Raw genomic sequence first — 25727 nt, forward strand, 5'->3', positions numbered from 1 at the left:
ACAGGAACGAAACCTTGGCACACCACCTCTATCTCGTGCGGCACGGCGAGCAGCTCGACGCCGAGCACGGCCTGCCCGACGGCCCGCTCTCACCGAGGGGACGCCGGCAGGCGGAGCTCCTCGCCGAGCGGCTCGGCGGCATTCCGTTCGACCACGCCTGGCACTCGCCCCTGCAGCGAGCCGCCGAGACCGCCGAGATCATCGCCGCGAAGATGCCGGCGTTGAACCCCGAGCCGTCGCCGCTCCTGTTCGACTGCATCCCGTCGGGCCCCGCACCCGAGACGCCGAAGTTCTACGATCCGTTCTTCGGGTCCGTGACCGAGGACGAGATCGAGGCCGGCAGCGCGCAGATGGCCGACGCGGTCGCCGAGTTCCTGCGTTCGCACCGCGACGACCGCCACGAGCTGCTCATCACGCACAACTTCGTCATCGGCTGGTTCGTGCGCGAGGTGCTCGGCGCCCCCGACTGGCGCTGGGTCTCGATCAACCAGGCGAACGCCGGCCTCACCGTGCTCACCCAGAAGCCCGGCCGGCCGTGGAGCCTCGTCGTGCACAACGACCTCTCGCACCTGCCGCCCGAGCTGCGCACCGGCCTGCCCGAGCCGTTCGCGATCTGATCGCTCAGACCCGCTTGCCGTACCAGTTCGTCGCGTTCGGGTTGGCGTTGTACGGCTCGATGGGGGAGTAGCCGGCCGAGCGGTAGAGGCCGCCGGCCGCCTCGAGGCTCGCGTTCGTGTCGAGCACGAGCTCCTGCGCGCCGAACTCGATCGCCCGGCGCTCCAGCTCGGTGAGGAGGCGCTTGCCCTCGCCGCGGCCGCGACCGTCGGGGGCGAGCCAGAGGTGCTTGACCTCGAACCGGATCTCGTAGGTCTCGGGGCGCCGCTGGATGCGCCGCACGCCGCCGCAGCCCACCGCTTCGCCGTCGCGCTCGTCGTCGACCGCGAGCAGGAAGACGCCGGCGGGCGGGGTGAACTGCGAGGCGTCCGGCCAGGTCGGCCGATACTCGCCCTGCTCCGCGGGGAAGCCCGCGGCACGTTCGGCGAAGTACGCCTCGAGCATGGCGTGGGCGTCGGGGTCGGTCACGGCGGCCTCGCGGAATCGCAGCATGTGTCGAGCCTAATCGGCGCGCAGGCGACGACGAGGCCCGCTGCCGGCAGTGCTCTCGGGTCACCGGATGCCGCGGCGAAGGCCCGTCGGCGCACCTCGGTAGACTCGACGGGTGACGATCAAGGTCGCCGTGGCCGGAGCCACGGGCAAGATGGGGCAACTGGCGATCCGACTCATCGAGGCGGCCGACGACCTCGAGCTGCACTCGGCGCTCGGCTCGGGGTCGAGCCTCGACGACATGCTCGGCGCCGACGTGGCACTCGACGTCACGCACCCCGCGGCGAGCCCCGCGATCGTCGAGTTCGCCGCAGGCGCAGGCATCCCGATCGTCGTCGGCACCTCGGGCTGGTCGCGCGACCGCATCGCCGAGATCACGACGTTCGTGCGCGGCCACGACGACGCCGGCGCGGTGCTGTTCGTGCCGAACTTCTCGATCGGCAGCGTGCTCGCGACCAGGTTCGCCGCGCTCGCCGCCCCCTACTTCGACTCGATCGAGATCGTCGAGGCGCACCACGCCGGCAAGGTCGACTCGCCGTCGGGCACCGCCGTGCGCACGGCCGAGCTCATCGGCGAGGCCCGCGGCGCCGCCGGCCCGGTGTCGGCGCCGCATGCCGACCAGCGCGCCCGTGGGCAGCTTGTCTCCGGCGTGCCGGTGCACAGCCTCAGAATGGCGGGCACGCTCGCCGAGCAGCGCGTCATCATGGGCGGCGACGGCGAGACGCTGACGTTCACCCACTCGACGCTCTCGCCGAGCTCGTACGAGGCCGGCATCCTGCTCGCGCTCCGGCGCGCGCCCGAGGCATCCGGGGTCAGCGTGGGGCTCGACGCCCTGCTCGACCTCGGCCTGCCGGGCGCCGCACGATGAGTGCTGCCGGCCGTCGCCGCGGGCTCACCGCCAAGACGGGCGCGCTCGTCATGGCGGCGCTGCTCGCGCTGTACCTCGTGCTCATCGGATGGCGCGCCGTGCAGTTCATCGGCACGGGCGAGCCCGTCGCCGTGGTGATGGGCGTCGCGCTCATCGTGCTGCCCGTCATCGCCGTGTGGGCGCTCTGGCGCGAACTCGCGTTCGGCATCCGCTCGCAGGAGCTCATCAGGCGCCTGAACGACGAGGGCGGCACCGACCTCGGGCTGCCGCTGCGCCCGAGCGGGCGCGCCGACCGGGCGGCGGCCGACGCCGAGTTCGGCCGGTTCAAGGCCGAGGTCGAAGCCGACGAGGACTCCTGGCGGGCGTGGCTCCGGCTCGGCCTCGCCTACGACGCGGCGGGCGACCGGCGCCGCGCGCGTCAGGCCGTTCGCACGGCTATCGGGCTCGAGCGGCGGCAGCGCTGACCATCGCGTCGATCGCCGACTCGACGGTCGTGTGCGTGAACCGGTAGCCGTCGTCGATGAGGCGCTGCGGCCGGACCTTCTGGCTCGCGAGCAGCAGCTCGTCGGCGGCGCTGCCGAGTGCGAGCTCGAGTACTTTCTCGGGCACGCCGAAGACGTGGGGGCGCCGCATCCGATCGGCCATCGCCCGCATCACCCGGTCGGCCGTGGCCGGGGTCGGCCCGACGAAGTTGACCGGACCCGACAGCTTCGAATCGAGCAGGTGCACGAGCGCGCCGACCTCGTCGTCGAGCGCGATCCACGGCCAGTGCTGGCCGCCCGTGCCGAGTCGGCTCGACAGCCCGAACTTCGTCAGGGTCGCAACCCGCTGGATCGCCCCGCCGCCCGCGCCGACCACGAGGCCGGTGCGCACGAGCACCGTGCGGGTCTCCTCGGGGGCGAGCGTGGCGGCGGCCTCCCATCGGCCCACGACATCCGAGAGGAATCCGCCGCCCGCGCTCGAGTACTCGGTCAGCAGCTCGCCCGGACGGTCGCCGTAGTAGCCGACCGCCGAGGCGCTGAGGAACACCGCGGGCGGCGTGCGCGCCTTCCGCATCGCGTCGGCGAGCGTCCGCGTCGCGCCGATGCGCGACTCGAGGATCTCGTCGCGGTACCGCTTCGTCCACGGCAGCCGGGCGAGCGACGCGCCCGCGAGGTTCACGACCGCGTCGACGCGGTCCATGACGGTGAAGTCGATGATTCCCGCCGCCGGCGACCACGAGACCTCGTCGGCCTCGTGCGCGCGACGGCGCACGAGACGGACGACCTCGTGGCCGCCGTCGCGAAGCCGGGCCGTGAACGAGGTGCCGATGAAACCCGTGGCACCGGCGATCAGGACCCGCATCGATCAGGCGAGTTCGGCTTCGATCGTGATCGGGATGCCGGCGAGCGCCTGCGAGATCGGGCAGCCGGCCTTCGCGTCGTTCGCGAACGCCTCGAACTCGGCCTCGCTGAGGCCCGGCACGCGTGCGCTCACGAGCAGGTGGCTGCCGAGCACGCCCTTGCCGGGCTCGAACGTGACGGCCGCGGTCGTCTGGATGCTCTCGGCGGGGTTGCCCGCCTCCGCGAGGGCGAGCGAAAGCGCCATCGAGAAGCACGACGAGTGCGCCGCCGCGAGGAGCTCTTCGGGGTTCGTGGTGTTCGCCACGCCCTCGGCGCGCGCCTTCCAGTTGACGGGGAAGCTCGCGAGCCCCGACGAGTCGAGGGCGACGTCGCCCGACCCCTCGAACAGGGTGCCCTTCCAGACGGTGGTCGCTTCACTGGTGAGTGCCATCGGGTTCCTCCACTTCGAGCCGGGCTCCCAGCCTAGCGGGGGAGCGGGGACCGCCGGCAGGCGGTCGTGCGGGGCTGTGGATGCCTGCGGCTCACGCCGTGCGGATGATGCGCGCCCGCACGAGCCGGAGGTACAGCCAGCAGCCCAGGCAGAACCCGAACACCGCGTTGAGGAACGCCGCGAAGAACGCGATCGCGGCCGCGATCGGCACGGCGGCCGGCACTCCGAGGAGTGCGAGCACGACGCCCGCGAGCGTCACGGCGAACCCGACCCCCTGCGCGAAGGTCGGCGGGCGCGGGTCCTCGAGCTCCGCGGGCGGTGCGAGCCGGGGCCGGACGAGGCGCTTGAAGATCAGGCCGAACGGGTGCCTGGCGATGCCCGCGAACGCGCCCCAGGCGAAGAGCGCGGCGATCGCCACGAGCAGCCAGAACGCGGCAGTCTGCGCGCCGGCGACCGCGAGCACGACCGTCAGGAGCAGCAGCACCGCCGTGATGCCGGCGCCGAAGCGCGGGCCGCGCGGGTCGACGCCGCTCGATTCGCGCCCGTCAGTGGATGTCGACATGCTGCCTCCCGAGCACTTCGTCGAGTCGATCGCGCACCACGTCGGCGCGCGGCGCCCCGCCGATGCGCGCTCGAACGATGCCGTCGGCATCGACGACGAGCGTCGTCGGGGTCTGGGTCACCTCGAAGCGGCCCGCGAGGTCGGCACGGTTCGTCAGGTCGATCTCGACGTGCCGGGCGCCCGGCACGTCGTCGGCGATGCCGCCGAGCAGGCGCGCGGCCCCGGGGCAGCGGCTGCAGAACTCGGTCGAGAACTGCACGAGGGTGGCCCGCTCGCCGAACGCATCGGCCGGCAGGCCGAGCTCGGCCGGCCTCACCCGATGGCCCGATCCCGCCACCGCGCGGCCCTGGTTCGCACGCCAGACGAGCCCGACGACGGTCGCCGCGGCGACGAGCGCGGCCCCGGTGGCGAGGGCTGGCAGGAGGTCCATGGTCCGACCGTACGGCGGCCCCGCCGCGCCACGGCGACTGTGACGACGAATGACGCCCGCCACGAGGCATCCGCGGGTTAGCCTTGACGGGATGTCCGAGACGATCGCCACCCCGTACGAAGACCTCCTCCGCGACGTGCTCGAGCACGGCGAGGCGAAGACCGACCGCACCGGAACGGGCACGCGCAGCGTGTTCGGCCGTCAGCTGCGGTTCGACCTCTCGAAGGGCTTCCCGCTCATCACGACGAAGCGCGTGCACTTCAAGTCGATCGCGTACGAGCTCCTGTGGTTCCTGCAGGGGGCGTCGAACGTCGGCTGGCTGCGGGAGCACGGCGTCACCATCTGGGACGAGTGGGCCGACGCCGAGGGCGAGCTAGGCCCCGTCTACGGCGTGCAGTGGCGCTCGTGGCCGACGCCCTCGGGCGAGGTCATCGACCAGATCGCCGACGTCGTCGCGCAGATCCGCGAGAACCCCGACTCGCGCCGGCTGATCGTCTCGGCGTGGAACCCGGCCGACATCCCCTCGATGGCGCTCGCGCCGTGCCACGCGCTGTTCCAGTTCTACGTCGCCGACGGCAGGCTGTCGTGCCAGCTCTACCAGCGCAGCGCCGACCTCTTCCTCGGCGTGCCGTTCAACATCGCCTCGTACGCGCTGCTCACCCACATGGTCGCGGCGCAGACGGGGCTCGAGGTCGGCGACTTCGTGTGGACGGGCGGCGACTGCCACATCTACGACAACCACGTCGAGCAGGTCACCGAGCAGCTCACCCGGGAGCCGTACCCGTACCCGACCCTCCGGCTCGCGCGGGTGCCCGAGTCGATCTTCGACTACGAGTACGACGACTTCGTGGTCGAGGGCTACCAGCACCACCCGGCGATCCGCGCCGCCGTCGCCGTATGAGCGCGGATGCCTCGGCGCCGTCGTTCGACGCCGCTCGTCGGGCGCGTGTCGGACTCGTGTGGGCCCAGGCCGCGGGCGCGGTCATCGGCCGCGACGGCGGCATGCCGTGGCATGTGCCGGAAGACCTGGCGCACTTCAAGGCCGTGACCATGGGCGAGCCGGTCGTGATGGGACGCAAGACCTGGGACTCGCTCGATCCGCGGTACCGGCCGCTGCCGGGGCGGCGCAACGTCGTCGTGACCCGTCAGGCCGACTGGTCGGCCGACGGCGCCGAGCGGGCGGGGTCGCTCGACGACGCCCTCGCCCTCGTCGCCGGCGTCGAGCGCGCGTGGCTGATCGGCGGCGGGCAGCTCTTCCTCGAGGCGCTCGAGCGATCCGACCTCGCCGGCGTCGTCGACCTCGTCGAGGTCACCGAGCTCGTGCATCCCGACGGATTCGCCCCCGAGCCGGGCGACGTGCTCGCCCCGGCGCTGCCGGCCGGCTTCGAGCTCGTCGCCGCCGACCCCGTCGACGGCGCGCACGAGTCGCGCAGCGGCATCCACTACCGGTTCCTCACCTACCGCCGCGCCTGAGCCGGCGCGCTTCGCGGTTCGTCGGGTCGCAGGAGGATCCGCGCGATTCCTCGCCCCACGCGCTTCAACGGCCGATCCGATCCTGCGACTCACGACCGCTCGTGACGTCGTAGCGACGAGCGCCGACCAGTCGCAGGATCAGGCGGGCGTTCCGGCAGCCAACGCGCCCGAATCGGAACAGATCCTCCTGCGACTCGCGGGGACTCCCGCCGTCGAGTGCTCGCGACTCGTCCTCGACAGATGACTCGTGGGGTCGATTCCGCCCGGAGCGCCCATAGGGGCAGTCGAGGGGGCGAACGCGGGCGCAGTCTCGAGGGATGCGCATGCAACCGTTCGATGTCCGCCGCCGGTGCGAGACCGTCGGCGGTGTCGCGCGCACGGCCGAGCTCGCACATCTGGGCGTCGATGCCCACTCCCTGCGTGCAGCCGTGCGATCGGGCGAAGTCCGGCGGGTACGCGAGGGCGTGTATGCGACGCCTGACACTGCGGCCGACATCATCGCCGCGGTCGCCCACGGCGGCACGCTCGGCTGTCGGAATCGGTTGGTGGAAGCGGGCTTGTGGCTGCTCGATCGCGACGACCGGCGGGTGCATGTCTCGATGCCGCGCACGGGCCGTCGTCGCGCTCATGAGAGCTGCGAATGCGTGCTCCACTGGAACGGCGGTCCGGCGTCGGGCGGGCTCGCGCCATTCGTCGAGGCGCTCGCGCAAGTGCTCACATGCTTCGGGCCGGAGGACTTCTTCGTCGCACTCGAGTCGGCGATGCGCAAGCACCTTCTCGCCCCCTCGGCGGTGCAGCGCTTGCGCTCGCTCATCCCGAAGATGCATCGGCATCTTGTCGACCTCGCCCACTGGAACGCCGACAGCGGCCTCGAATCCCTGCTGCGTCTGCGGCTGAACCGCCTCGGCATCGACCTCGAGGCGCAGGTGCCGATTCCCGGGGTCGGGTGGGTCGACTTCACGATCGACGGCTGCATCGTGCTCGAAGTCGACGGCGTTCCCGGCCATGCCGACACGAAGCAGTCGCGTCACAAGGATCTCGTGCGCGACGCCGTCGCATCGACTAGAGGATACGAGGCGTTGCGATTCGACTACGCGCTCGTGGTGCACGACTGGCCGCTCGTCGAGGCGGCGATCCTCGCCGCGCTCGACCGGGCTCGCGCGCGCTCGGTGCGGACGGGCCGGCGTGCAGTGACGAGTCGCAGGACCGAACCGGCTCGCACGCCAGCAGCGAGGGCGATCGGTGCTTCTGCTCCTGCGACTCGCGAAGCGGTCCGGTCCCACCGGCCAGGAGCGACATGACCGCCTGAGTCGCGGCGGCCATGCGGTATCCCGCCGAACCGATACGCTGGTGGGCGTGACTCAAGAGAACCCCTTCGGACAAGTGCTCGTCGCGCTCGTCACGCCGATGACGGCGGACGGCGAGGTCGATTGGCCCGGGGTCGAGAAGCACATCGACGACGTCATCTCGGCGGGCGCCGACGGCATCGTCGTCACGGGCACCACGGGCGAGACGTCGACCCTCACCGACCCCGAGAAGCTGCGGCTCGTCGAGGTCGGCAAAGACGTCGCGGCCGGCCGCGCCAAGATCATCACGGGCGGCGGCTCGAACGAGACCGCGCACGCCATCGAGCTGTACCAGCACAGCGAGAAGGCCGGCGCCGACGGCATCATGATCGTCACGCCGTACTACAACAAGCCGACCCAGGCCGGCATCCTGACGCACTTCAGAATGGTCGCCGACGCGACCGACCTGCCGGTCATCCTCTACGACATCCCCGGTCGCACGGGCGTGCCGATCAAGTACGAGACGATCCTCCGGCTCGCGAAGCACCCGAACATCCTCGCCGTGAAAGACGCCAAGGGCGACTTCTCCGAGGTGAGCCGGGTGCTCAACCAGACCGACCTGATGTACTTCTCTGGCGACGACGCCAACGTGCTGCCGCACCTCGCGATCGGCGCGACCGGGCTCATCGGCGTCACGGCGAACATCGCGCCCGCGCCGTACCGCACGATCGTCGACGCCGTGAACCGCGGCGACCTGAAGGCCGCGACCGACGCGCACCAGCAGCTCGAGCCGCTCGTCCGCGCCACGATGACGCACGTGCCCGGCACCGTCGCGGCGAAGTACATCCTCCACGGTCTCGGCCGCATCTCGAGCCCGCGCGTGCGGCTGCCGCTCGTCGGCCCCGAGGAGTGGGAGGCCGCCCTCATCGAGGACGAGATCGACCTCGTGCGCGGCGTCGACGGCGTCGACTTCCACAACTTCCGGCCCGACCGCAACGCCGCCGCCGGCGGCGCGCTGCCGAAGGTCGCGGGCACGACCCGCTGAGCGGGCGCGCCCACCACGAGACATCCGCGATGCCCGAGCGCATCGCACCGAACTGAACACCGCGAACGTAAGGAGGGCACTGTGCCCGACACCGTCATCGATCCCGCTCCGCTCGAGGCAGGGACGCTCCGCATCATCCCGATCGGCGGCCTGGGGGAGGTCGGCCGCAACATGACGAGCTACGAGATCGACGGCAAGATCCTCATCGTCGACTGCGGCGTGCTCTTCCCCGAAGAGCACCAGCCGGGCGTCGACCTGATCCTGCCCGACTTCGGCTTCCTCCGCGAGCGCCTTGACGACATCGTGGGCGTCGTGCTCACGCACGGCCACGAGGACCACATCGGCGCCGTGCCGTACCTGCTGAAGCTCCGCGGCGACATCCCGCTCATCGGATCGCAGCTCACCCTCGCGCTCGTCGAGGCGAAACTGAAGGAGCACCGCATCGCGCCCTACACCCTCACGGTGAAGGAGGGCCAGCACGAGGAGATCGGCCCGTTCGACCTCGAGTTCATCGCGGTCAACCACTCGATCCCCGACGCGCTCGCCGTCGCCATCATCACCGACGCGGGCACCGTGCTCGCGACCGGCGACTTCAAGATGGACCAGCTGCCGCTCGACGGCCGGCTCACCGACCTGCGCGAGTTCGCGCGGCTCGGCGAGGAGGGCGTCGACCTGTTCATGGTCGACTCCACCAACGCGGATGTCCCGGGGTTCACGCCGCTCGAGCGCGAGATCGGCCCCGTGCTCGACCAGGTGATCTCGCGCGCGTCGAAGAAGGTCGTCGTCGCGAGCTTCTCGAGCCACGTGCACCGCGTGCAGCAGGTGCTCGACGCCGCGCACGCGAACGGGCGCCGCGTGGCCCTCCTCGGCCGCAGCATGGTGCGCAACATGACGATCGCCGCCGATCTCGGCTACCTCAACGTGCCCGAGGGGGTGCTCGTCGACTACAAGAAGGCCGGCGACATCCCCGACGACAAGATCGTCTACATGTCGACCGGCTCGCAGGGCGAGCCCATGGCGGTGCTCAGCCGCATGGCCAACCGCGACCACCAGATCGAGATCGGCGAGGGCGACACGGTGATCCTCGCCTCGAGTCTCATCCCCGGCAACGAGAACGCGGTCTACCGCGTCATCGACGGCCTGACGAAGCTCGGCGCGAACGTCGTCCACAAGGCCAACGCGAAGGTGCACGTCTCCGGCCATGCGGCCGCGGGCGAGCTGCTCTACTGCTACAACATCCTGAAGCCGGCGAACGTGCTGCCGATCCACGGCGAGTACCGTCACCTGCAGGCGAATGCGAAGCTCGCCCGCGACACCGGCATCCCGGCGGAGAACACCTTCATCGGCGAGAACGGCACGGTCTACGACATGACCGACGGCGTCGTGCGCGAGGTCGGCCAGCTCGACCTCGGCTTCGTCTACGTCGACGGGTCGACCGTCGGCGAGATCACCGACGCCGACCTGAAGGACCGTCGCATCCTCGGTGAGGAGGGCTTCATCTCGGTGATCGTCGTCGTGGATGCCACGACGGGGCGCGTCATCTCGGGTCCCGAGATCCACGCCCGCGGCTTCGCCGAGGACGACGCCGTGTTCGAGGACGTCAAGCCGAAGATCGTGGCGGCACTCGCCGACGCCGCGCAGAACGGCGTGCGCGACTCTCACGCCCTGCAGCAGCTCGTGCGCCGCACGCTCGGCACGTGGGTGAACCGTCGCCTGCGCCGCCGCCCGATGCTCGTGCCGCTCGTCATCGAGGCGTAGCCCGGGGGTGCGGCGGCGATTCGGGGTTGTCCCGGATTCGTCCCTGAGAAGGATTCCTTCCGGCGCGCGGACTCCCTAGGGTGGTGGAGATGCCCGCGGCCCTTCACCCGGGCGACCCGACGAAGGAGTGCCGTGGGCGTCTGGCGCAAGTGGATCTTCCCGACCGTTCGCATCGTGTTCGTGGCGGTCATCGCCGTGGCCCTCGCGAAGCTCGCGTTCTTCCCCGATCGGGCCGAACCCGAGGCAGAGGCGCTCATGCCCACCGGCTCGGTCGTCGAACCGCAGGTGGCGGTCGAGCGCGGAGTCATCGCGAACGACGTGCTGCTGACGGGCACGGTCGGGGCGGATGCCTCGGTGCCGGTCAAGGCCGCGGCGACCGGCCCGGTCGACGAGGTGTTCGTGAAGGTCGGCCAGCGCGTCGATGCCGGGCAGAAGCTCTTCGACATCAAGGTCGAGGACGAGATCGATCCGGCCGAGCTCGCCGCACCGGCCGAGCCGCCGGCCGCAGGACAGCCGCAGCCGGCGGCGCCGCAGCCGACGTTCCACTACGAGAAGGTGCTCGCACCGGTCGCCGGGGTGCTCTCGTCGCTCGACGTGATCCCCGGGCAGCCGGTGTCGACGGGCGAGGTGGCGGGGCAGGTCGCGCCGCCGAGCTTCAGCGTCACCGCGACGCTGAGCCCCGAGCAGCAGTACCGACTGACGAGTTCGCCGACGGAGGCGGTCGTGACGATCGCGGGCGGTCCGGCGCCGTTCACCTGCACGGGCCTCAAGATCAGCACGCCCCTCGCCGGGAGTGGGGGCGGGGGCGGTCAGGGCGCCGAGGGCGCCGCAACGTCACCCGAGACCGGGTCGGCGACGACCGTGCGGTGCGCCGTGCCGGGCGATGTGCAGGTCTTCTCGGGGCTCACGGCGCAGGTGAAGATCTCGGCGGGCAGCGCCGAGGACGTGCTGACCGTGCCGACCACCGCGGTCGAAGGCGGCGCCGAGACCGGCGTCGTCTGGCTCGTCGGCGCCGACGGGGAGCCCGTGGAGCAGGAGGTGAAGCTCGGCCTGTCGGACGGCTCGAAGGTCGAGGTCATCGAGGGGCTCGCCGAGGGCGACCAGGTGCTGCAGTTCGTGCCGGGCGGCGCGGCCGGCGGTGAGCAGGCCTGCGTGAGCACGTCGGACGGGGCGATGATGTGCGGGACGCCCGTCCAATGAGCCTCGTCGTGGCGCGCGGCGTCGGCCGCACCGTCGAGCTCCCCGACGGTTCCCCGCTCGAGATCCTCACGGGGGTCGACCTCGAGATCGCCGAGCGCGACCGGGTCTCGATCGTCGGACGCAGCGGCTCGGGCAAGTCGACGCTGCTGAACCTGCTGGGCCTCCTCGACCTGCCGACGGCGGGCGAACTGCACTGCCTCGGCGTCGACGTGCGCCGCACGCGCAGCGGCACCCGCGACCGCCTCCGCGGCGAGGGCATCGGCTTCGTGTTCCAGCAGTTCAACCTGCTGCCGGGGCGCACGGCCCTCGAGAACGTGCAGACGCCGTTGCTCTACTCCGGCGGCCGGACGTTCTGGCGGCGCGAGCGCCTCGCCCGAGAGATGCTGGAGCGCGTCGGCCTCGGCGCACGCCTCGAGGCGAAGCCCGAGCGGCTCTCCGGCGGCGAGCAGCAGCGGGTCGCGATCGCCCGCGCGCTCGTCCGCCGCCCCCGGCTGATCCTCGCCGACGAACCGACGGGGGCGCTCGACCTCGAGACGGGGGCCGAGGTCATGCAGCTGATCGAGTCGGTCGCCGACGAGACCGGCGCCGCGCTCGTGACGATCACGCACGACCCGTCGATCGCGGCCCGGTCGACCCGCCATTTCCGGCTCGTCGGCGGGCGCCTGGAGTCGCGCGACCCCGATCCGTCGGGCGGCGACGCCGCCGACGTCGACCAGCGTCCCGGCGCGCCGTCGCGGGAGGCCGCCGATTCCGGCGCCGAGGTCGAGGCGGCCGCATGAAGCGGGCCGCACTGCGCATCGTCACCTCCGTCGTCGCGACCGTGGTCGAGGCATTCGAGGAACTCCGCGTGCATCGCGGCCGCGTGCTGCTCTCGCTCATCGGGGTCGCGGCCGCGGTCTGCGCACTCGCGACCGTGGTCGGGGCCGGCGCGATCGCCGAGCAGGCGGGTCGTGAGCTGCAGGAGCGCGGCGGCGGTCGACCCGCGACCGTCAGCATCAACGCCTGGAGCGCGACCGGGGCGATCGACACCGCGCAGGCGGGCATCGCCTGGCAGGATGCGCTCGACCGGCACGGCATCGAATACGCGAGCCGCGTCGGCTGGGGCGGACTCACGGTGCCGTTCGCCGACGGGGCGGTGATGGTGCAGGCGCAGGTCGTCGACCCCGACTACGGCATCATCCACCGCATCGCGGTCTCGGCGGGCCGGTGGTTCACCGACCGCGATGCCGATCGCCTCGCGCCGGCGCTCGTCGTGAACGAGGCGTTCTGGTCGAAGCTCGGGCGTCCCGCGCTCGCGAGCCATCCCGTCGTCGAATTGGTCGGCTCCGAACGGGTCGACGCGGTCGTGGTCGGCGTCACGCCGTCGCAGGGGGAGTGGGACACCCAGCCGACGATGTTCGTGCTCACCGACGCGTATCTCGCGCTCCAGCCCGAGACGCCCGACCCGATGATGGGCGAGTACGTGCCCGCCTACGAGATGTGGGTGCCCGACGGCACGTCCGACGAGCTGACCGAGTCGATGCGCGAGGCATTCCGGCACGGACTCGGCGACGGGGCGACGGTCGACGGATGGCGCAGCGACTACGCCGCGATGGGGGAGGACCCGTACCTCCCGCTGAAGCTCACCGTCGCGGGCGTCGCCGTCGTCATCCTGCTGCTCGGTGCGCTCGGGCTCGTCACCGTCTCGCTCGTCACGGTCCGCACGCGCATCCGCGAGATCGGGATCCGCCGTTCGTTCGGCGCCTCCGCCGGGCGGGTCTTCTTCGCGGTGCTCATGGAGTCGGTCGTCGGCACCTTCGTGGCCGGCGTGGTGGGCGTCGGCGTCGCGATCGCGCTCGTCCGCAGCCCGCTCATGGGCATGGCGATCGGCGGCGCGCAGATCGAGGACATGCCGGGCTTCCCCGTCGAGGCCGCGCTCATCGGCATCGCGGCCGCCGTCGCGGTGGGCGCGCTCGCCGGGCTCGTGCCGGCGCTCGCCGCCGTGCGCGTGCGCGTGATCGACGCGATCCGGTTCTGAGCGCCGCCGACCGTCGGGCCGGCGCCGAACGCGCCGCCGACTCCCGGTCGTGCGAAACACCGCCGAAACGGGCCGGTCGTAGCATTCCCGCATGTCGACGTTCACGCTTCGCCCCGCGGCGGGCGCCGACGGCGCCTTCCTCGCCGACATGGTCGTCGAGACCGCGAACTGGAGCGCCGGACCGACCCGCCCGCGGGCGTCGGTGCTCGCCGACCCGGTGTCGCGCGGCTACGTCGCCGGGTGGCAGCGTCCGGCCGATCGGGGAGTCGTCGCGCTCGACGAGGTCGGGCGGCCCATCGGTGCCGCCTGGTACCGGCTCTTCCCCGCCGACCGACCCGCGCACGGCTTCGTCGCGGCGGGCGTTCCCGAGCTCATCATCGGCGTGCGTCCCATCTGGCGAGCCCAGGGCGTCGGACGGGCGCTGCTGCGTTCGCTCGTCGAGGTCGCGGGAGCGGCCGGCTTCGCCCGCCTGGCCTTGAGCGTGGAGCATGGGAACTTCGCCGAGAACCTCTATCGATCGGAGGGGTTCGCAGTGGTCGGAACCGACGGCGACCGTCGGACGATGGTGCGCGTGCTCGGTTGAGCGCGGGGCCCTCGATCGCGAACACCCCCGGCGACCTACCGGCCCGTGTCGGCCCGCGGCCGTAGCCTTGTGGGCATGGCTACGGGCACCAAGTCGAACGGGCGCGCCTCGGGCACCTCGCCCCGCGGCGGTGGCTCGCGCACCGCCGCGTCGAAGACCGCACCCACGAAGAAGCTGCCGGCGCAGTCGACTCGGGGCGCGGCCGCGAAGAAGCCGGCCCAGGCATCGACCGGGCCGAACGTGTTCGTGAAGGCCTGGATGGGACTCGCCCACCTCGCCGGCGGTGCCGCGCGCGCGCTCGGCCCCGAGACCCTGCAGAAGGACGAGCGGCGCGACGGCCTGCCCTTCTTCATCGTCGTGCTCGCGATCACCGGTGCAGTGGTCGAGTGGTTCTTCATCAACGAGCCGGTCGCCCAGACCCTCGACTCGTGGACGTTCGGCGGCCTGTTCGGCCGTGTCGCGTTCGCGCTGCCCGTCATCATGCTGCTGTTCGCGGTGTGGCTCTTCCGCCACCCGAGTTCGGTGCACGACAACACGCGCATCGGCATCGGGCTCGTCCTGCTGCTCCTCAGCGTCTCGGCCCTCTGCCACATCTTCGGCGGCCAGCCCGAGCCGAGCGAGGGCATGGCGGTGCTGGCACGGGCCGGCGGCATCCTCGGCTGGATGCTCGCGACCCCGCTGATCCTCCTGATCACCGAGGTCGGCGCGGCGATCGTCGTGATCCTCCTCGTCGTGCTGTCGGTGCTGATCATCACGAAGACGCCGCCGAATCGGATTCCCGCGAGATTCCGAGAGCTCTACGCCTGGCTGTTCGGTGCCCCCGAGCACGAAGAGCCCGAGACGGATGCCTCGGCGAAGCCCTCGCGGCGTCGCGCGGAGAAGAGCGTCCCGACCGAGCTCGACGGCGTCGACGGAGAGGCCGAGGACGAGGCTCCCGGGCTCGTGCCGTGGTGGCGGCGCAACGCGCAGGGCCGCGAGGAGGACCCCGAGTTCGAGGCCTCTGGCGTCGACGGCCTCACCGAGGTGTTCGGCGCCGGGTCGGCGGCCGGCAGTTTCGACAGCCCCATCGAGGGCGCCGGTGCGGCGGACCCGTACGGCACCGAACTGCTCGGCGACCTCGAGCGCGCGGAGTCGGCCGTCGCGAACTTCGCGGGCGACGGTTCGGCCGCGGGGCTCGGACTGCGCGGCGACGATGCCGGCGCGACCCAGGCGATCCCGCTGTACGACGCCGCCGCCGATTTCGTCGACGATGCCGCGGGCGCCGGCGCCGAGGCATCCCTCGTGCCGGCCGACCCCGATGCCGGCGACCAGCCCGACCGACCCTACTTCCTGCCCTCGGCCGCGACGCTCGCGGCCGGGCCGCCGGCGAAGTCCCGCTCGCAGGCGAACGACGACGTCGTGCGGCAGATCACGGGCGTGCTCGACCAGTTCTCGGTCGACGCGAAGGTCACCGGATTCTCGCGCGGACCGACCGTGACGCAGTACGAGATCGAGCTCGGCCCGGGTGTCAAGGTCGAGCGCGTCACGGCGCTGTCGAAGAACCTCGCCTACGCGGTGGCGTCGAACGAGGTGCGCATCCTCTCGCCGATCCCGGGCAAGAGCGCGATCGGCGTCGAGATCCCGAACGCCGACCGCGAGACGGTGACGCTCGGCGACGTGCTGCGCTCGCACGCGGCGGTGGGCGCCAAGCACCCGATGACGATCGGCGTCGGAAAGGACGTGGGTGGCGGCTACGTGGTCGCGAACCTCGCCAAGATGCCCCACCTGCTCGTCGCGGGTTCGACGGGCTCGGGCAAGTCGAGCTTCGTCAACTCCATGATCACGAGCCTGCTGATGCGCGCGAAGCCGAGCGAGGTGCGCATGGTGCTCATCGACCCGAAGCGCGTCGAACTGGCGCCCTACGCGGGCGTGCCGCACCTGATCACCCCCATCATCACGAACCCGAAGAAGGCGGCCGAGGCGCTGCAGTGGGTCGTGAAGGAGATGGACATGCGGTACGACGACCTCGCGTCGTTCGGATTCCGCCACATCGACGACTTCAACAAGGCCGTCGTGGGCGACGAGATCGTGCTGCCGGCCGGCTCCGAGCGCAAGCTCAAGCCGTACCCGTACCTCCTCGTCGTGGTCGACGAGCTCGCCGACCTCATGATGGTCGCGCCCCGCGACGTCGAGGACTCGATCGTCCGCATCACGCAGCTCGCGCGCGCGTCGGGCATCCACCTGGTGCTCGCGACGCAGCGCCCGTCGGTCGACGTCGTCACCGGCCTCATCAAGGCGAACGTGCCGTCGCGCCTCGCCTTCGCCGTGACGAGCGTCACCGACTCGCGAGTCATCCTCGACCAGCCCGGCGCCGACAAGCTCATCGGCCAGGGCGACGCGCTCTTCCTGCCGATGGGTGCGTCGAAGCCGCTCCGCGTGCAGGGGGCGTGGGTCACCGAGGCCGAGATCGAGAAGGTCGTCACCCACGTCACGCGGCAGGCCAGGCCCGAGTACCGGCAGGATGTCGCGGCGGCGGTGGAGCGCAAGGAGATCGACTCCGACATCGGCGACGACCTCGAGCTCCTGCTCGCCGCAGCCGAACTCGTCGTCTCGACGCAGTTCGGCTCGACCTCGATGCTGCAGCGCAAGCTCCGGGTCGGGTTCGCGAAGGCCGGGCGCCTCATGGACCTCCTCGAGTCGCGCGAGATCGTCGGCCCCTCGGAGGGGTCGAAGGCGCGCGACGTGCTCGTGACCGCCGAGCAGCTGCCGGGCGTGCTCGCGAAGCTGCGCGGCGAGCCGAGCGGTCCGGCGGCGCCGCCGCCGGCGGCACCCGCGGTCGCCGCACCCGCGCCGGGCTCGCACGACGTCGACGACCGGTACGACGACCCGGTGGGGCGCATCCCCGAGGGGCTCGAAGAAGTCGAGGCCGAGGGCGACGAAGACGCCTGGGGGCTCACCGGCCGCGACTGAGCGCCCGGTATCCTTGGCACCATGACCTCCTCCGCCGAAGGGCGCGCCCGATCGGCGAACTGGAACCTGCCGAACGCCATCACGATCGTCCGGATCCTGGCCGCCCCGGTCTTCTTCTGGCTGCTGCTCGCCGACGACGGCGCCGACGGGCCGTTGCGCTGGTGGGCCGCGGCCCTGTTCATCGTCGCGATCGCGACCGACGGCATCGACGGCCACATCGCACGCAGTCGCGGGCTCGTGACCGATCTCGGCAAGATTCTCGACCCGATCGCCGACAAGCTGCTCACGAGCGGTGCGCTCGTCTGCCTGTCGATCCTGGGCGAGCTGTGGTGGTGGGTCACGATCCTCATCGTCGTGCGCGAGGTCGGCATCACGGTGTGGCGGCTCGTGGAGCTCCGGCGCGGCAACGTGGTGCCCGCCTCGTCGGGCGGCAAGCTCAAGACGCTCGTGCAGTCGGTCGCGATCTCACTCGCGCTCCTGCCCCTCTGGACGATCGTCGGAGACTGGATCCTCTGGGTGAACTGGATCGCGATGGGGCTCGCCCTCGTGCTCACGGTCTGGTCCGGCCTCGTCTACGTGCGCGATGCGGTGCGGCTCGCCCGGAGCCGCGCCGCGTGAGCGGGCCGGTGGTCCTCCCGGGCGGCGACGCCGCCCGTCTGATCGCCGAGCTCACCCGCCGCAGCCTGCGCATCGCGGTCGCCGAATCGCTCACCGGGGGACTCGTGACGGCCGAGCTGACGAGCGTGCCCGGCGCGTCGCTCGTCGTGTCGGGCGGCGTCGTCGCCTACGACACCGCCGTCAAGCGTTCGCTGCTCGGGGTCGATGCCGAATTGCTCCGTCGAGAGGGCGCCGTGCACGCCGAGGTCGCGCGGCAGATGGCGGCCGGCGTACGAATCGCGCTCGCGGTCGACGGCCGCCCGGCCGACATCGGCCTCTCGACGACCGGCGTCGCCGGACCCGATCCGCAGGACGGCCGACCGGTCGGGACGGTGCACGTCGGCCTCGCGATCGGCGATCGCCTCGAGGCGATCGACCTCGCCCTCTCCGGCGACCGTGCCGAGATCCGCAGGCGGACGGTCGAGGCCTCGATCGGCGCGCTCCTCGCGCGTCTGCAGGATCGGATCGAACCGGCGGAATAGTCTTCGTGAACACCCTGTTACACGTGGCAGGTTCACACGAAAGCCCCAGTGTGCAACGCTAGATTCGAAGACATGAGCATCAGGTAGACTGACGCTCCCGTTTCCGGCTCCGGCGGAGTCGAGGCAGTGTAGAAGGAGGTTCCCCGATGGTTCTGGTTCGACAGGAGATCGGCGACGTGTTGAGGGACTTCCGCCTGCAGAAGGGGCGTACGCTCCGGCAGGTCGCGTCCAAGGCGAGTGTCGCGCTGGGCTACCTGAGCGAGGTCGAGCGGGGTCAGAAAGAGGCCTCGTCCGAGATCCTCGCCTCGGTCGCCGAGGCGCTCGACACGCCCATCTCGGTGATCATGCACGAGGTCGGCGACCGCATCGCGGTGCTCGAGGGCCTCTCGGTGGTGCCCGACAGCCTGCCCGACGAGCTCGTCGCCGAGTTCGACGCGGACATGATGGTCCGCTGACCCGATCGTTCTTTCCCGTACTCCGGCCGGTCTGATGACCGGCCGGAGCTGTTTCCGGAGGTCCTCGTGAAGCTCAGCGAGTTCCAGTTCGCCGTCGACGCCGAGTTCGGTGCGGGCTACGGCGGCGTCGTCGTGAACGATCTCGTGCTCGCGCAGCTCGGCGGTCGCACCGCCCGTGAGGCGCTCGACGCAGGCGTCCGGCCGCGCGACGTGTGGCTCGCCCTCTGCGAGGCGACCGACGTGCCCGAGTCGCACCGTCACGGTGCGGGGCGCCCCGTCCCCGGCCAGGCCGGGAGCGGCGCGGCCCGCTGACGTCGTCGTCCGGGCGAGCGACCGACCGTACCGAAGAGGTGTTCGACACGCCGCAGGGCGTTCGAACATCAGTTCGGATTCTGCGATACGCTCCTCAACAGCAGGAGGAACGACGGATCCGTCCACATCCGCACCCGTCAGGGCGTCGATGTCGGCGGTCGGCCGTACGGTCGAAGCGTCGGGACACACCGCAACCGCCTTGTCGCGAGACGCCGCGGGTCGGCACCGGTCGACCGGGGCCCGCAGCGAAGAACGACAGCCTAGAGGCAGCCGAACACGAGCATCGAAGGAGCCCACCACCATGGCATCACCCGCAGACCGCGAGAAGTCACTCGAAGCCGCCCTCGCGCAGATCGACCGCCAGTTCGGCAAGGGTTCGGTCATGCGCCTCGGCAGCGAAGAGCGAGCCCCCGTCGAGGTCATCCCCACCGGTTCGATCGCCCTCGACGTCGCACTCGGCGTCGGCGGGCTCCCGCGCGGCCGCATCGTCGAGATCTACGGCCCCGAGTCCTCGGGCAAGACCACGCTCACGCTCCACGCGATCGCCAACGCCCAGCGGGCCGGCGGCATCGCCGCGTTCGTCGACGCCGAGCATGCGCTCGATCCCGAGTACGCGAAGAAGCTCGGCGTCGACATCGACGCACTGCTCGTTTCGCAGCCCGACACCGGCGAGCAGGCGCTCGAGATCGCCGACATGCTCGTGCGTTCGGGGTCGATCGACCTCATCGTCATCGACTCGGTCGCGGCCCTCGTGCCCCGTGCCGAGATCGAGGGCGAGATGGGCGACTCGCACGTCGGCCTCCAGGCCCGCCTCATGTCGCAGGCGCTCCGCAAGCTCACGGGCGGCCTGAACCAGACGAACACCACGATGATCTTCATCAACCAGCTGCGCGAGAAGATCGGCGTGTTCTTCGGCAGCCCCGAGACGACGGCCGGCGGCAAGGCGCTCAAGTTCTACGCGTCGGTCCGCATGGACATCCGCCGGATCGAGACGCTGAAGGACGGCTCCGACGCGGTGGGCAACCGCACCCGCGTCAAAGTCGTCAAGAACAAGATGGCGCCTCCCTTCAAGCAGGCCGAGTTCGACATCCTCTACGGCGTCGGCATCTCGCGCGAGGGCAGCCTCATCGACTACGGCGTCGATCAGGGCATCGTCAAGAAGTCGGGTGCCTGGTACACCTACGACGGCGACCAGCTCGGTCAGGGCAAGGAGAACGCGCGCAACTTCCTGCTGCAGAACCCCGACATCGCCGCCGACATCGAGCAGAAGATCCTCGTGAAGCTCGGCATCGGCGCCGCAGGCGCCGCGGCGCCTGCCAACGTCGAGTCGCTCGACGCGAAGCGCAAGGGCGCCTGAGCGGCCGAGTCCGAGCGAGCGAGATCGAGTGACCGGGGAGGGCAGCATGGGTGACGCATCGGCCGAGCGCCTCGCCCCGGTCACCTACCTTCCGTGGGTGGGCGACGAGTCGACGGACTCGGGCATGCCGTCGTCGGGCGTATCGTCGAGCGAGCCGGAGCCGGGCGAGACGTCGCGCGGCGCCGGCTCGCGATCACGGCGACGGACCCGCACCGGGCCGAGCGAGACCGAACCGGCCGTCGAAGAGACGGGGGTCGAGCGCGATGCGCGCATCGACCGTCTCGTCGTCTCGCGGTTGCGACGGTCAGCGCTGTCGGTGGCCGAGGTGCGGGCGGTCCTCGTCGAGCACGGGCTCGACGAGGTCGAGGTCGAGGAGTGGCTCGAACGCTACGAGCGCTACGGGTACCTCGACGACGCGCGGCTCGCGGAGCAGGTCGTGCACAGCCACGGGGTGCGGCGCGGGCGCGGATCGGGCGCGATCCTGCACGAACTCGGCCGGCGTGGCATCGAGCCGGCGGTCGCGAGGGCGGCCGTCGACGACCTCGATCCCGAGGCCGAGCGCGAGAACGCGACCGTCGTCGCGACGCGGAGGGCGCGACAGCTGTCGGGGCTCGACCGGGCTACCGCGGAGCGTCGGCTGTCCGCGTTCCTGCAGCGACGGGGCTACTCGGGCGAGGTCGTGCGCGAGGCGGTGACGACCGCGCTCTCAGCCGACGACTCGTAGACTGGTGCGATCATGAGCACCATTCACGAGGTCGCCCGCGTCGAGGCGACGGAGCCCGCACCGCGCACCTACGAGGTTCGCACCTTCGGGTGCCAGATGAACGTCCACGACTCCGAACGGCTCTCGGGCTCGCTGGAGGCGGCCGGCTACGTCCCCGCGAACGGCGCCGAGCCCGACGTCGTCGTCATCAACACCTGCGCGGTTCGCGAGAACGCCGACAACAAGCTCTACGGCAACCTCGGCCACCTCGCCGGTGTCAAGCGTCGTCACGCCGGCATGCAGATCGCCGTCGGCGGCTGCCTCGCCCAGAAGGACAAGAACGTCATCCTCGAGAAGGCGCCGTGGGTCGACGTCGTGTTCGGCACGCACAACATGGGCTCGCTGCCGAGCCTGCTCGAGCGGGCCCGCCACAACGACGAGGCGCAGCTCGAGATTCTCGACGCGCTCGAGGTCTTCCCGTCGACGCTGCCGACGAAGCGCGACTCGACGTACAGCGGCTGGGTCTCGATCTCGGTCGGCTGCAACAACACCTGCACGTTCTGCATCGTGCCCGCGCTGCGCGGCAAGGAGAAGGACCGCCGTCCCGGCGAGATCCTCGCCGAGATCCAGGCCCTCGTCGACGACGGCGCCGTCGAGGTGACCCTGCTCGGCCAGAACGTCAACTCCTACGGGGTCGAGTTCGGCGACCGGCAGGCGTTCGGCAAGCTCCTGCGCGCCGCAGGGCAGATCGACGGGCTCGAGCGCATCCGGTTCACGAGCCCCCACCCCGCCGCCTTCACCGACGACGTCATCGACGCGATGGCCGAGACGCCGAGCGTCATGCCGCAGCTGCACATGCCGCTGCAGTCGGGCTCCGACCGCATCCTCAAGGCGATGCGACGTTCGTACCGTTCCGAGAAGTTCCTCGGAATCCTCGACCGCGTTCGCGCGAAGATCCCGAACGCGGCGATCTCGACCGACATCATCGTCGGCTTCCCGGGCGAGACCGAGGAGGACTTCCAGGAGACGATGCGCGTGGTCGAGGCGGCGCGCTTCGCGTCCGCCTTCACGTTCCAGTACTCCATCCGTCCGGGCACGCCGGCCGCGACGATGGAGGACCAGGTGCCGAAGGAGGTCGTGCAGGAGCGCTACGACCGACTCATCGCGCTGCAGGAGCGGATCTCGTGGGAGGAGAACCAGCGGCTCGTCGGCACGACGGTGCACCTCCTCGTCGCGACCGGCGAGGGCAAGAAGGACGCGGAGACCCATCGTCTGAGCGGCCGCGCCGAAGACAGCCGACTCGTCCACTTCGAGGTGCCGGCCGGCTCCGAGCTTCCGCGTCCCGGCGACGTCGTCACGGTCGAGATCACGCAGGCGGCGCCGTTCCACCTGCTCGCCGACTCGATCGACGGCTCGCCGTTGCGCGTGCGTCGCACGCGCGCGGGCGACGCATGGGACCGCGACCAGGCCGAGAGCTGCGGCGTGCCCGCCGCAGGCGGATCGTCGACCCCGGGGCGGGTCTCGCTCGGTCTTCCGGCGTTGCGGGTCGCGAGCGAGCCGCTCGTGTCGCCCGGCGTCGGCACCTTCCCGATCTACGACCCGACCGACGGCCAGCGCTGACGTGACGCTCATCGCCGTCGTCGGCGCGACGGGTACGGGCAAGTCGGCCTTCGCGCTCGACCTCGCCGAAGCGCTCGAACGCACCGGCCGTTCCGCCGAGGTCGTGAACGCCGATGCCATGCAGCTGTACCGGGGCATGGACATCGGCACGGCGAAGCTCGCGCCCGCCGACCGCAGGGGCGTTCCGCACCACCTGCTCGACGTGCTCGAGGTCACCGACGAGGCGTCCGTGGCGGCCTTCCAGGTCGAGGCGAGGGCGCGCGTCGACGAGATCATCGCCCGCGGCGGGGTGGCGCTTCTCGTCGGCGGATCGGGGCTCTACGTGTCGTCGGTCATCCACGACTTCCGGTTCCCCGGCACCGATCCCGAGGTGCGCGCACGACTGGAGGCCGAACTGGCCGAGCAGGGGCCCGGCCTGCTGCACGCGCGACTGCGGGCGATCGACGTCGAGACGGCGGCGAAGGTCGACCCGCTCAACGGACGGAGGGTCGTCCGCGCCCTCGAGGTGATCGAGGTCACCGGCTCGCCGGCCGCAGCGCGGATCCCCGACGAGCCGGTGCCCTGGCGGCCGCACCGCATCGTGCACCTCCGCAGCGACCGCGAGCGGCTCGTCGCGCGGCTCGACGCCCGCGTCGACGACATGTGGGCGGCCGGCCTCGTCGACGAGGTGCGCGCACTCGTCCCCCTCGGCCTCGAGCGCGGGGTCACGGCGCGCAAGGCGATCGGCTACGCCCAGGCGCTCGCCGAGTTGCAGGGGCGGATGCCTCGCGCCGACGCCATCGCCGAGACGCAGCAGCTCACCCGGACGTACGCGAGGCGCCAGGTCGGCTGGTTCAAGCGATACCGCGACGCCGTGCAGCTCGACGCCGACGACGCGGTCGACCGGGGCGCCGAGCTCGCCCGGCAGGCCGCCCTAGACTGATTCGCATGCCGTTCGATCTGCGATTCACCAAGGGCCAGGGCACGGGCAACGACTTCGTGCTCTTCAGCGATCCCGAGGGCGAGAACGAACTCGAGCCCACGCAGATCGCGGCCGTGTGCGACCGCCGGTTCGGGGTCGGCGCCGACGGGCTCATCCGGGCGGTGCGGTCGCAGAACCTCGCCGACGGCGCGGCGGCGCTCGCGGCCGATCCGCGCGCCGTGTGGTTCATGGACTACTGGAACGCCGACGGCACCGTCTCCGAGATGTGCGGGAACGGCATCCGCGTGTTCGTGCGCTACCTGCTCGACCAGGGGCTCGCCGAACTGCACCCGGGTGACGAGATCGCGATCGGCACTCGAGCCGGCGTCCGTACCGTGAGTCGCACCGCGACGGGCTTCCAGGTCGACCTCGGCCCCTGGCGGCTCGCCGGCGGCGAGCCGCTCGTCCGCGCGAAGCAGCTGCCGGTCGCGCGGCCCGGCCTCGGCATCGACGTGGGCAACCCGCACGTCGTCGTCGCCCTCGCCGACGACGACGAGCTCGAGGGGCTCGACCTCGCGTACGCGCCCCTCCTCGACCCCGTCCCCGAGGCGGGCGCGAACGTCGAGTTCGTCGTGCCGGCCGAACCGCTCGTCGAAGACGGCGTGGGCCGGATCCGCATGCGCGTGCACGAGCGGGGCTCCGGCGAGACGCTCTCGTGCGGCACCGGCGCGGTGGCGTCCGCGCTGGCCGTGCGGTACTGGGCCGGAGCCGGCGCGCCGAACGACTGGCGCGTGCAGGTGCCCGGCGGGGTGCTCGGGGTTCGCATGTTCGAGGCGGCCGATGGTGAACACGTCGCCCTCGCCGGCCCGGCCGAGCTCGTCTTCGACGGCGTGCTCACCCTGGCATGAGCCGTTCGGCCGTCGGCCGGCCCGCGGCCTTCCCCTGGTTGCTGCTCGTCGGCATCTCGCTCGTCGCGCTCAACATGCGCGGTCCGCTCGTCGCGATCGCCCCGGTGATCGAGGACATCGAGGCGGCGCTCGGCCTCTCGCCGACCGCGGCCGGCCTGCTCACGAGCCTGCCGGTGCTCTGCTTCGCCCTCGGCACCCCGATCGCCGCGTGGACGATCCGGCTGAGCGGCGCCGAGCGCGCCGTCGCGATCTCGCTCATCGGCACGCTCATCGGCACGATCGTGCGCTCGGGCGGCACGACGTGGGCGGCGTTCGCGGGAACGGTGATCATCGGCCTCGCGATCGCGATCGGCAACGTCGTCGTCCCGGTCGTCATCCGCCGCGACGTGCCGCCCCAGCGGGCGCAGCTCGTGACGGGCGTCTACTCGGCGATGATGAACATCGGCTCGATGCTCACGATCGCGGTGACGGCACCGCTCGCCGAGCGGATCGGCTGGCAGTGGGCGACCGCGATCTGGGGCGTGCTCATCGTCGTGGCGCTCGCCGTCTGGGGCGTGCACCTGCGGCGCGTCACCGCCGAGAGCCGCGAGGCGCGCGAGGCGGAGGCGCTCGCCGTGACGGGGTCGATGGCGGCCGTCACCGGTCCGACGGGTGCGATCGCGCCGGGGGAGTACTCGGCGTGGCGCAACCCCATGACGTGGCTCCTCGCGGCGGCCTTCGCCGCGCAGTCCTTCTCGTACTACGGGCTGAGCGCGTGGTTGCCGAGCCTGTACGCCGACGAGTTCGGCCTCGACCCGATCGCCGCGGGCAACGTCGCGTCCCTCTTCCAGCTCGCGGCCGTCGTGGGCGCCCTCGGCGTGCCGTTCCTCGGACGGCTGCGGCCGGCGTGGGTGCAGCCCGCGATCGTCGGCGTGCTGTGGACGACGCTGCCCCTCGGCCTGCTCCTCGCCCCCGAGGCGTACCTCGTCTGGACGGTCACGGGCGGCATCGCCCAGGGCGGCGGGTTCGTCGTCATCATCGCCACCGTCGTGCGGATCACGCGCACCGACCGCGAGACCACCCAGATGTCGGCGCTCGTGCAGGCCGGCGGCTATCTCCTCGCCGCCACGGCACCCCCGGTGCTCGGAGCCCTGCACCAGTCGACCGGGGCGTGGGCGCTTCCGCTCGTCGCGGTGCTCGTGGCGACGGTCGCGTTCCTCGTCCTCACGACCGCCGCGGCCGTGCGTGCCGCACGCCTGACGGCCGGGCGGTAGCGTCGGCCGCGGCGGGCCCGATCGATCGCCG

General features: G+C 71.7%; 28 protein-coding genes and 1 pseudogene. 24 read left to right on the forward strand and 5 right to left on the reverse strand.

Translation table 11 applies throughout. The features are described from left to right. Nucleotides 1-14 precede the first annotated feature (14 nt). Nucleotides 15-617 carry a histidine phosphatase family protein gene (locus tag AC3RJ7_RS12160; RefSeq protein WP_491456088.1) on the forward strand — a complete coding sequence of 201 codons (603 nt, stop codon included), beginning with the start codon at nucleotides 15-17 and terminating at the stop codon, nucleotides 615-617. Nucleotides 618-621: 4 nt separating this feature from the next. On the opposite strand, the gene AC3RJ7_RS12165 is transcribed toward AC3RJ7_RS12160, so the two are convergent. Beyond that, nucleotides 622-1107: a GNAT family N-acetyltransferase gene (locus AC3RJ7_RS12165; protein ID WP_491456089.1), complete on the reverse strand. Its 486-nt coding sequence runs from the start codon at nucleotides 1105-1107 to the stop codon at nucleotides 622-624. A gap of 112 nt (nucleotides 1108-1219) precedes the next feature. Here AC3RJ7_RS12165 and dapB point away from each other — a divergent pair, with 112 nt between their 5' ends. Together dapB and AC3RJ7_RS12175 are read left to right on the forward strand one after the other, a co-directional pair. Then, on the forward strand, nucleotides 1220-1972 hold the full coding sequence (gene dapB, locus AC3RJ7_RS12170; protein WP_491456090.1) for a 4-hydroxy-tetrahydrodipicolinate reductase: 753 nt from the start codon (nucleotides 1220-1222) through the stop codon (nucleotides 1970-1972). Next, nucleotides 1969-2436, forward strand: a complete 468-nt coding sequence (locus AC3RJ7_RS12175) for a hypothetical protein (RefSeq protein ID WP_491456091.1) — start codon at nucleotides 1969-1971, stop codon at nucleotides 2434-2436. The genes dapB and AC3RJ7_RS12175 overlap by 4 nt, the downstream gene beginning before the upstream one ends. Here AC3RJ7_RS12175 and AC3RJ7_RS12180 read toward each other — a convergent pair. The 4 genes from AC3RJ7_RS12180 to AC3RJ7_RS12195 all read right to left on the reverse strand — a co-directional run bounded on the left by AC3RJ7_RS12180 (nucleotide 2408) and on the right by AC3RJ7_RS12195 (nucleotide 4737). Then, nucleotides 2408-3316 (reverse strand): TIGR01777 family oxidoreductase, encoded by a 909-nt coding sequence (locus tag AC3RJ7_RS12180; RefSeq protein ID WP_491456092.1) that lies wholly within the window; start codon nucleotides 3314-3316, stop codon nucleotides 2408-2410. The genes AC3RJ7_RS12175 and AC3RJ7_RS12180 overlap by 29 nt on opposite strands. Before the next feature lie 3 nt (nucleotides 3317-3319). Beyond that, complete coding sequence (locus tag AC3RJ7_RS12185) at nucleotides 3320-3745, reverse strand: OsmC family peroxiredoxin (RefSeq protein ID WP_491456093.1); 426 nt, start codon at nucleotides 3743-3745, stop codon at nucleotides 3320-3322. A gap of 91 nt (nucleotides 3746-3836) precedes the next feature. Further along, nucleotides 3837-4307: a DUF4395 domain-containing protein gene (locus AC3RJ7_RS12190; protein WP_491456094.1), complete on the reverse strand. Its 471-nt coding sequence runs from the start codon at nucleotides 4305-4307 to the stop codon at nucleotides 3837-3839. Continuing rightward, a complete protein-coding gene (locus AC3RJ7_RS12195; protein ID WP_491456095.1) occupies nucleotides 4291-4737 on the reverse strand; it encodes a TlpA family protein disulfide reductase in 447 nt (148 codons plus the stop codon). Before AC3RJ7_RS12195 ends, AC3RJ7_RS12190 begins: the two co-directional genes overlap by 17 nt. 91 nt (nucleotides 4738-4828) lie before the next feature. Between AC3RJ7_RS12195 and AC3RJ7_RS12200 the strand changes: the two genes are divergently transcribed. From AC3RJ7_RS12200 to AC3RJ7_RS12300, 21 genes and pseudogenes are all read left to right on the forward strand, one after another. Continuing rightward, the gene (locus AC3RJ7_RS12200) at nucleotides 4829-5638 is read left to right on the forward strand and encodes a thymidylate synthase (RefSeq protein WP_491456096.1); all 810 of its coding nucleotides are present in this window, start codon (nucleotides 4829-4831) and stop codon (nucleotides 5636-5638) included. Then, the gene (locus tag AC3RJ7_RS12205) at nucleotides 5635-6210 is read left to right on the forward strand and encodes a dihydrofolate reductase (RefSeq protein ID WP_491456097.1); all 576 of its coding nucleotides are present in this window, start codon (nucleotides 5635-5637) and stop codon (nucleotides 6208-6210) included. The genes AC3RJ7_RS12200 and AC3RJ7_RS12205 overlap by 4 nt, the downstream gene beginning before the upstream one ends. A 323-nt stretch (nucleotides 6211-6533) precedes the next feature. Next, nucleotides 6534-6674: pseudogene (locus AC3RJ7_RS12210) on the forward strand (type IV toxin-antitoxin system AbiEi family antitoxin domain-containing protein); the annotation flags it as partial. A gap of 180 nt (nucleotides 6675-6854) precedes the next feature. Continuing rightward, nucleotides 6855-7511, forward strand: a complete 657-nt coding sequence (locus AC3RJ7_RS12215; protein ID WP_491456178.1) for a DUF559 domain-containing protein — start codon at nucleotides 6855-6857, stop codon at nucleotides 7509-7511. Nucleotides 7512-7566: 55 nt separating this feature from the next. Further along, entirely contained in the window at nucleotides 7567-8541 is a 975-nt protein-coding gene (gene dapA / locus AC3RJ7_RS12220) for a 4-hydroxy-tetrahydrodipicolinate synthase (RefSeq protein ID WP_491456098.1), read from the forward strand. 81 nt (nucleotides 8542-8622) lie between these two features. Next, nucleotides 8623-10299: a ribonuclease J gene (locus AC3RJ7_RS12225; protein WP_491456099.1), complete on the forward strand. Its 1677-nt coding sequence runs from the start codon at nucleotides 8623-8625 to the stop codon at nucleotides 10297-10299. Between the two features lie 132 nt (nucleotides 10300-10431). Beyond that, entirely contained in the window at nucleotides 10432-11499 is a 1068-nt protein-coding gene (locus AC3RJ7_RS12230; RefSeq protein WP_491456100.1) for an efflux RND transporter periplasmic adaptor subunit, read from the forward strand. Continuing rightward, a complete protein-coding gene (locus AC3RJ7_RS12235) occupies nucleotides 11496-12278 on the forward strand; it encodes an ABC transporter ATP-binding protein (RefSeq protein ID WP_491456101.1) in 783 nt (260 codons plus the stop codon). The genes AC3RJ7_RS12230 and AC3RJ7_RS12235 overlap by 4 nt, the downstream gene beginning before the upstream one ends. Next, complete coding sequence (locus tag AC3RJ7_RS12240) at nucleotides 12275-13516, forward strand: ABC transporter permease (RefSeq protein WP_491456102.1); 1242 nt, start codon at nucleotides 12275-12277, stop codon at nucleotides 13514-13516. The genes AC3RJ7_RS12235 and AC3RJ7_RS12240 overlap by 4 nt, the downstream gene beginning before the upstream one ends. Before the next feature lie 91 nt (nucleotides 13517-13607). Next, the gene (locus tag AC3RJ7_RS12245; RefSeq protein WP_491456103.1) at nucleotides 13608-14099 is read left to right on the forward strand and encodes a GNAT family N-acetyltransferase; all 492 of its coding nucleotides are present in this window, start codon (nucleotides 13608-13610) and stop codon (nucleotides 14097-14099) included. Between the two features lie 75 nt (nucleotides 14100-14174). Beyond that, complete coding sequence (locus AC3RJ7_RS12250) at nucleotides 14175-17048, forward strand: DNA translocase FtsK (protein WP_491456104.1); 2874 nt, start codon at nucleotides 14175-14177, stop codon at nucleotides 17046-17048. Between the two features lie 21 nt (nucleotides 17049-17069). Next, nucleotides 17070-17666: a CDP-diacylglycerol--glycerol-3-phosphate 3-phosphatidyltransferase gene (gene pgsA, locus AC3RJ7_RS12255; RefSeq protein ID WP_491456105.1), complete on the forward strand. Its 597-nt coding sequence runs from the start codon at nucleotides 17070-17072 to the stop codon at nucleotides 17664-17666. Then, nucleotides 17663-18187: a CinA family protein gene (locus AC3RJ7_RS12260; RefSeq protein ID WP_491456106.1), complete on the forward strand. Its 525-nt coding sequence runs from the start codon at nucleotides 17663-17665 to the stop codon at nucleotides 18185-18187. Before pgsA ends, AC3RJ7_RS12260 begins: the two co-directional genes overlap by 4 nt. Nucleotides 18188-18333: 146 nt before the next feature. Then, nucleotides 18334-18642 (forward strand): helix-turn-helix domain-containing protein, encoded by a 309-nt coding sequence (locus AC3RJ7_RS12265; protein WP_130351053.1) that lies wholly within the window; start codon nucleotides 18334-18336, stop codon nucleotides 18640-18642. Between the two features lie 66 nt (nucleotides 18643-18708). After that, complete coding sequence (locus tag AC3RJ7_RS12270) at nucleotides 18709-18954, forward strand: DUF3046 domain-containing protein (protein ID WP_491456107.1); 246 nt, start codon at nucleotides 18709-18711, stop codon at nucleotides 18952-18954. Nucleotides 18955-19255: 301 nt separating this feature from the next. Then, nucleotides 19256-20311, forward strand: a complete 1056-nt coding sequence (gene recA, locus AC3RJ7_RS12275; protein ID WP_231431309.1) for a recombinase RecA — start codon at nucleotides 19256-19258, stop codon at nucleotides 20309-20311. 46 nt (nucleotides 20312-20357) lie between these two features. Further along, the gene (locus tag AC3RJ7_RS12280; protein ID WP_491456108.1) at nucleotides 20358-21035 is read left to right on the forward strand and encodes a regulatory protein RecX; all 678 of its coding nucleotides are present in this window, start codon (nucleotides 20358-20360) and stop codon (nucleotides 21033-21035) included. Nucleotides 21036-21047: 12 nt separating this feature from the next. Then, the gene (gene miaB / locus AC3RJ7_RS12285) at nucleotides 21048-22634 is read left to right on the forward strand and encodes a tRNA (N6-isopentenyl adenosine(37)-C2)-methylthiotransferase MiaB (protein ID WP_491456109.1); all 1587 of its coding nucleotides are present in this window, start codon (nucleotides 21048-21050) and stop codon (nucleotides 22632-22634) included. A gap of 1 nt (nucleotide 22635) precedes the next feature. After that, nucleotides 22636-23556: a tRNA (adenosine(37)-N6)-dimethylallyltransferase MiaA gene (gene miaA / locus AC3RJ7_RS12290; protein ID WP_491456110.1), complete on the forward strand. Its 921-nt coding sequence runs from the start codon at nucleotides 22636-22638 to the stop codon at nucleotides 23554-23556. Between the two features lie 5 nt (nucleotides 23557-23561). Next, nucleotides 23562-24443, forward strand: coding sequence for a diaminopimelate epimerase (gene dapF / locus AC3RJ7_RS12295; protein ID WP_491456111.1), 882 nt, complete (start codon nucleotides 23562-23564; stop codon nucleotides 24441-24443). Next, the gene (locus tag AC3RJ7_RS12300; RefSeq protein WP_491456112.1) at nucleotides 24440-25696 is read left to right on the forward strand and encodes an MFS transporter; all 1257 of its coding nucleotides are present in this window, start codon (nucleotides 24440-24442) and stop codon (nucleotides 25694-25696) included. The genes dapF and AC3RJ7_RS12300 overlap by 4 nt, the downstream gene beginning before the upstream one ends. The last annotated feature ends 31 nt before the right edge of the window (nucleotides 25697-25727 follow it).

It is taken from the genome of Agromyces solani, from assembly GCF_058349925.1.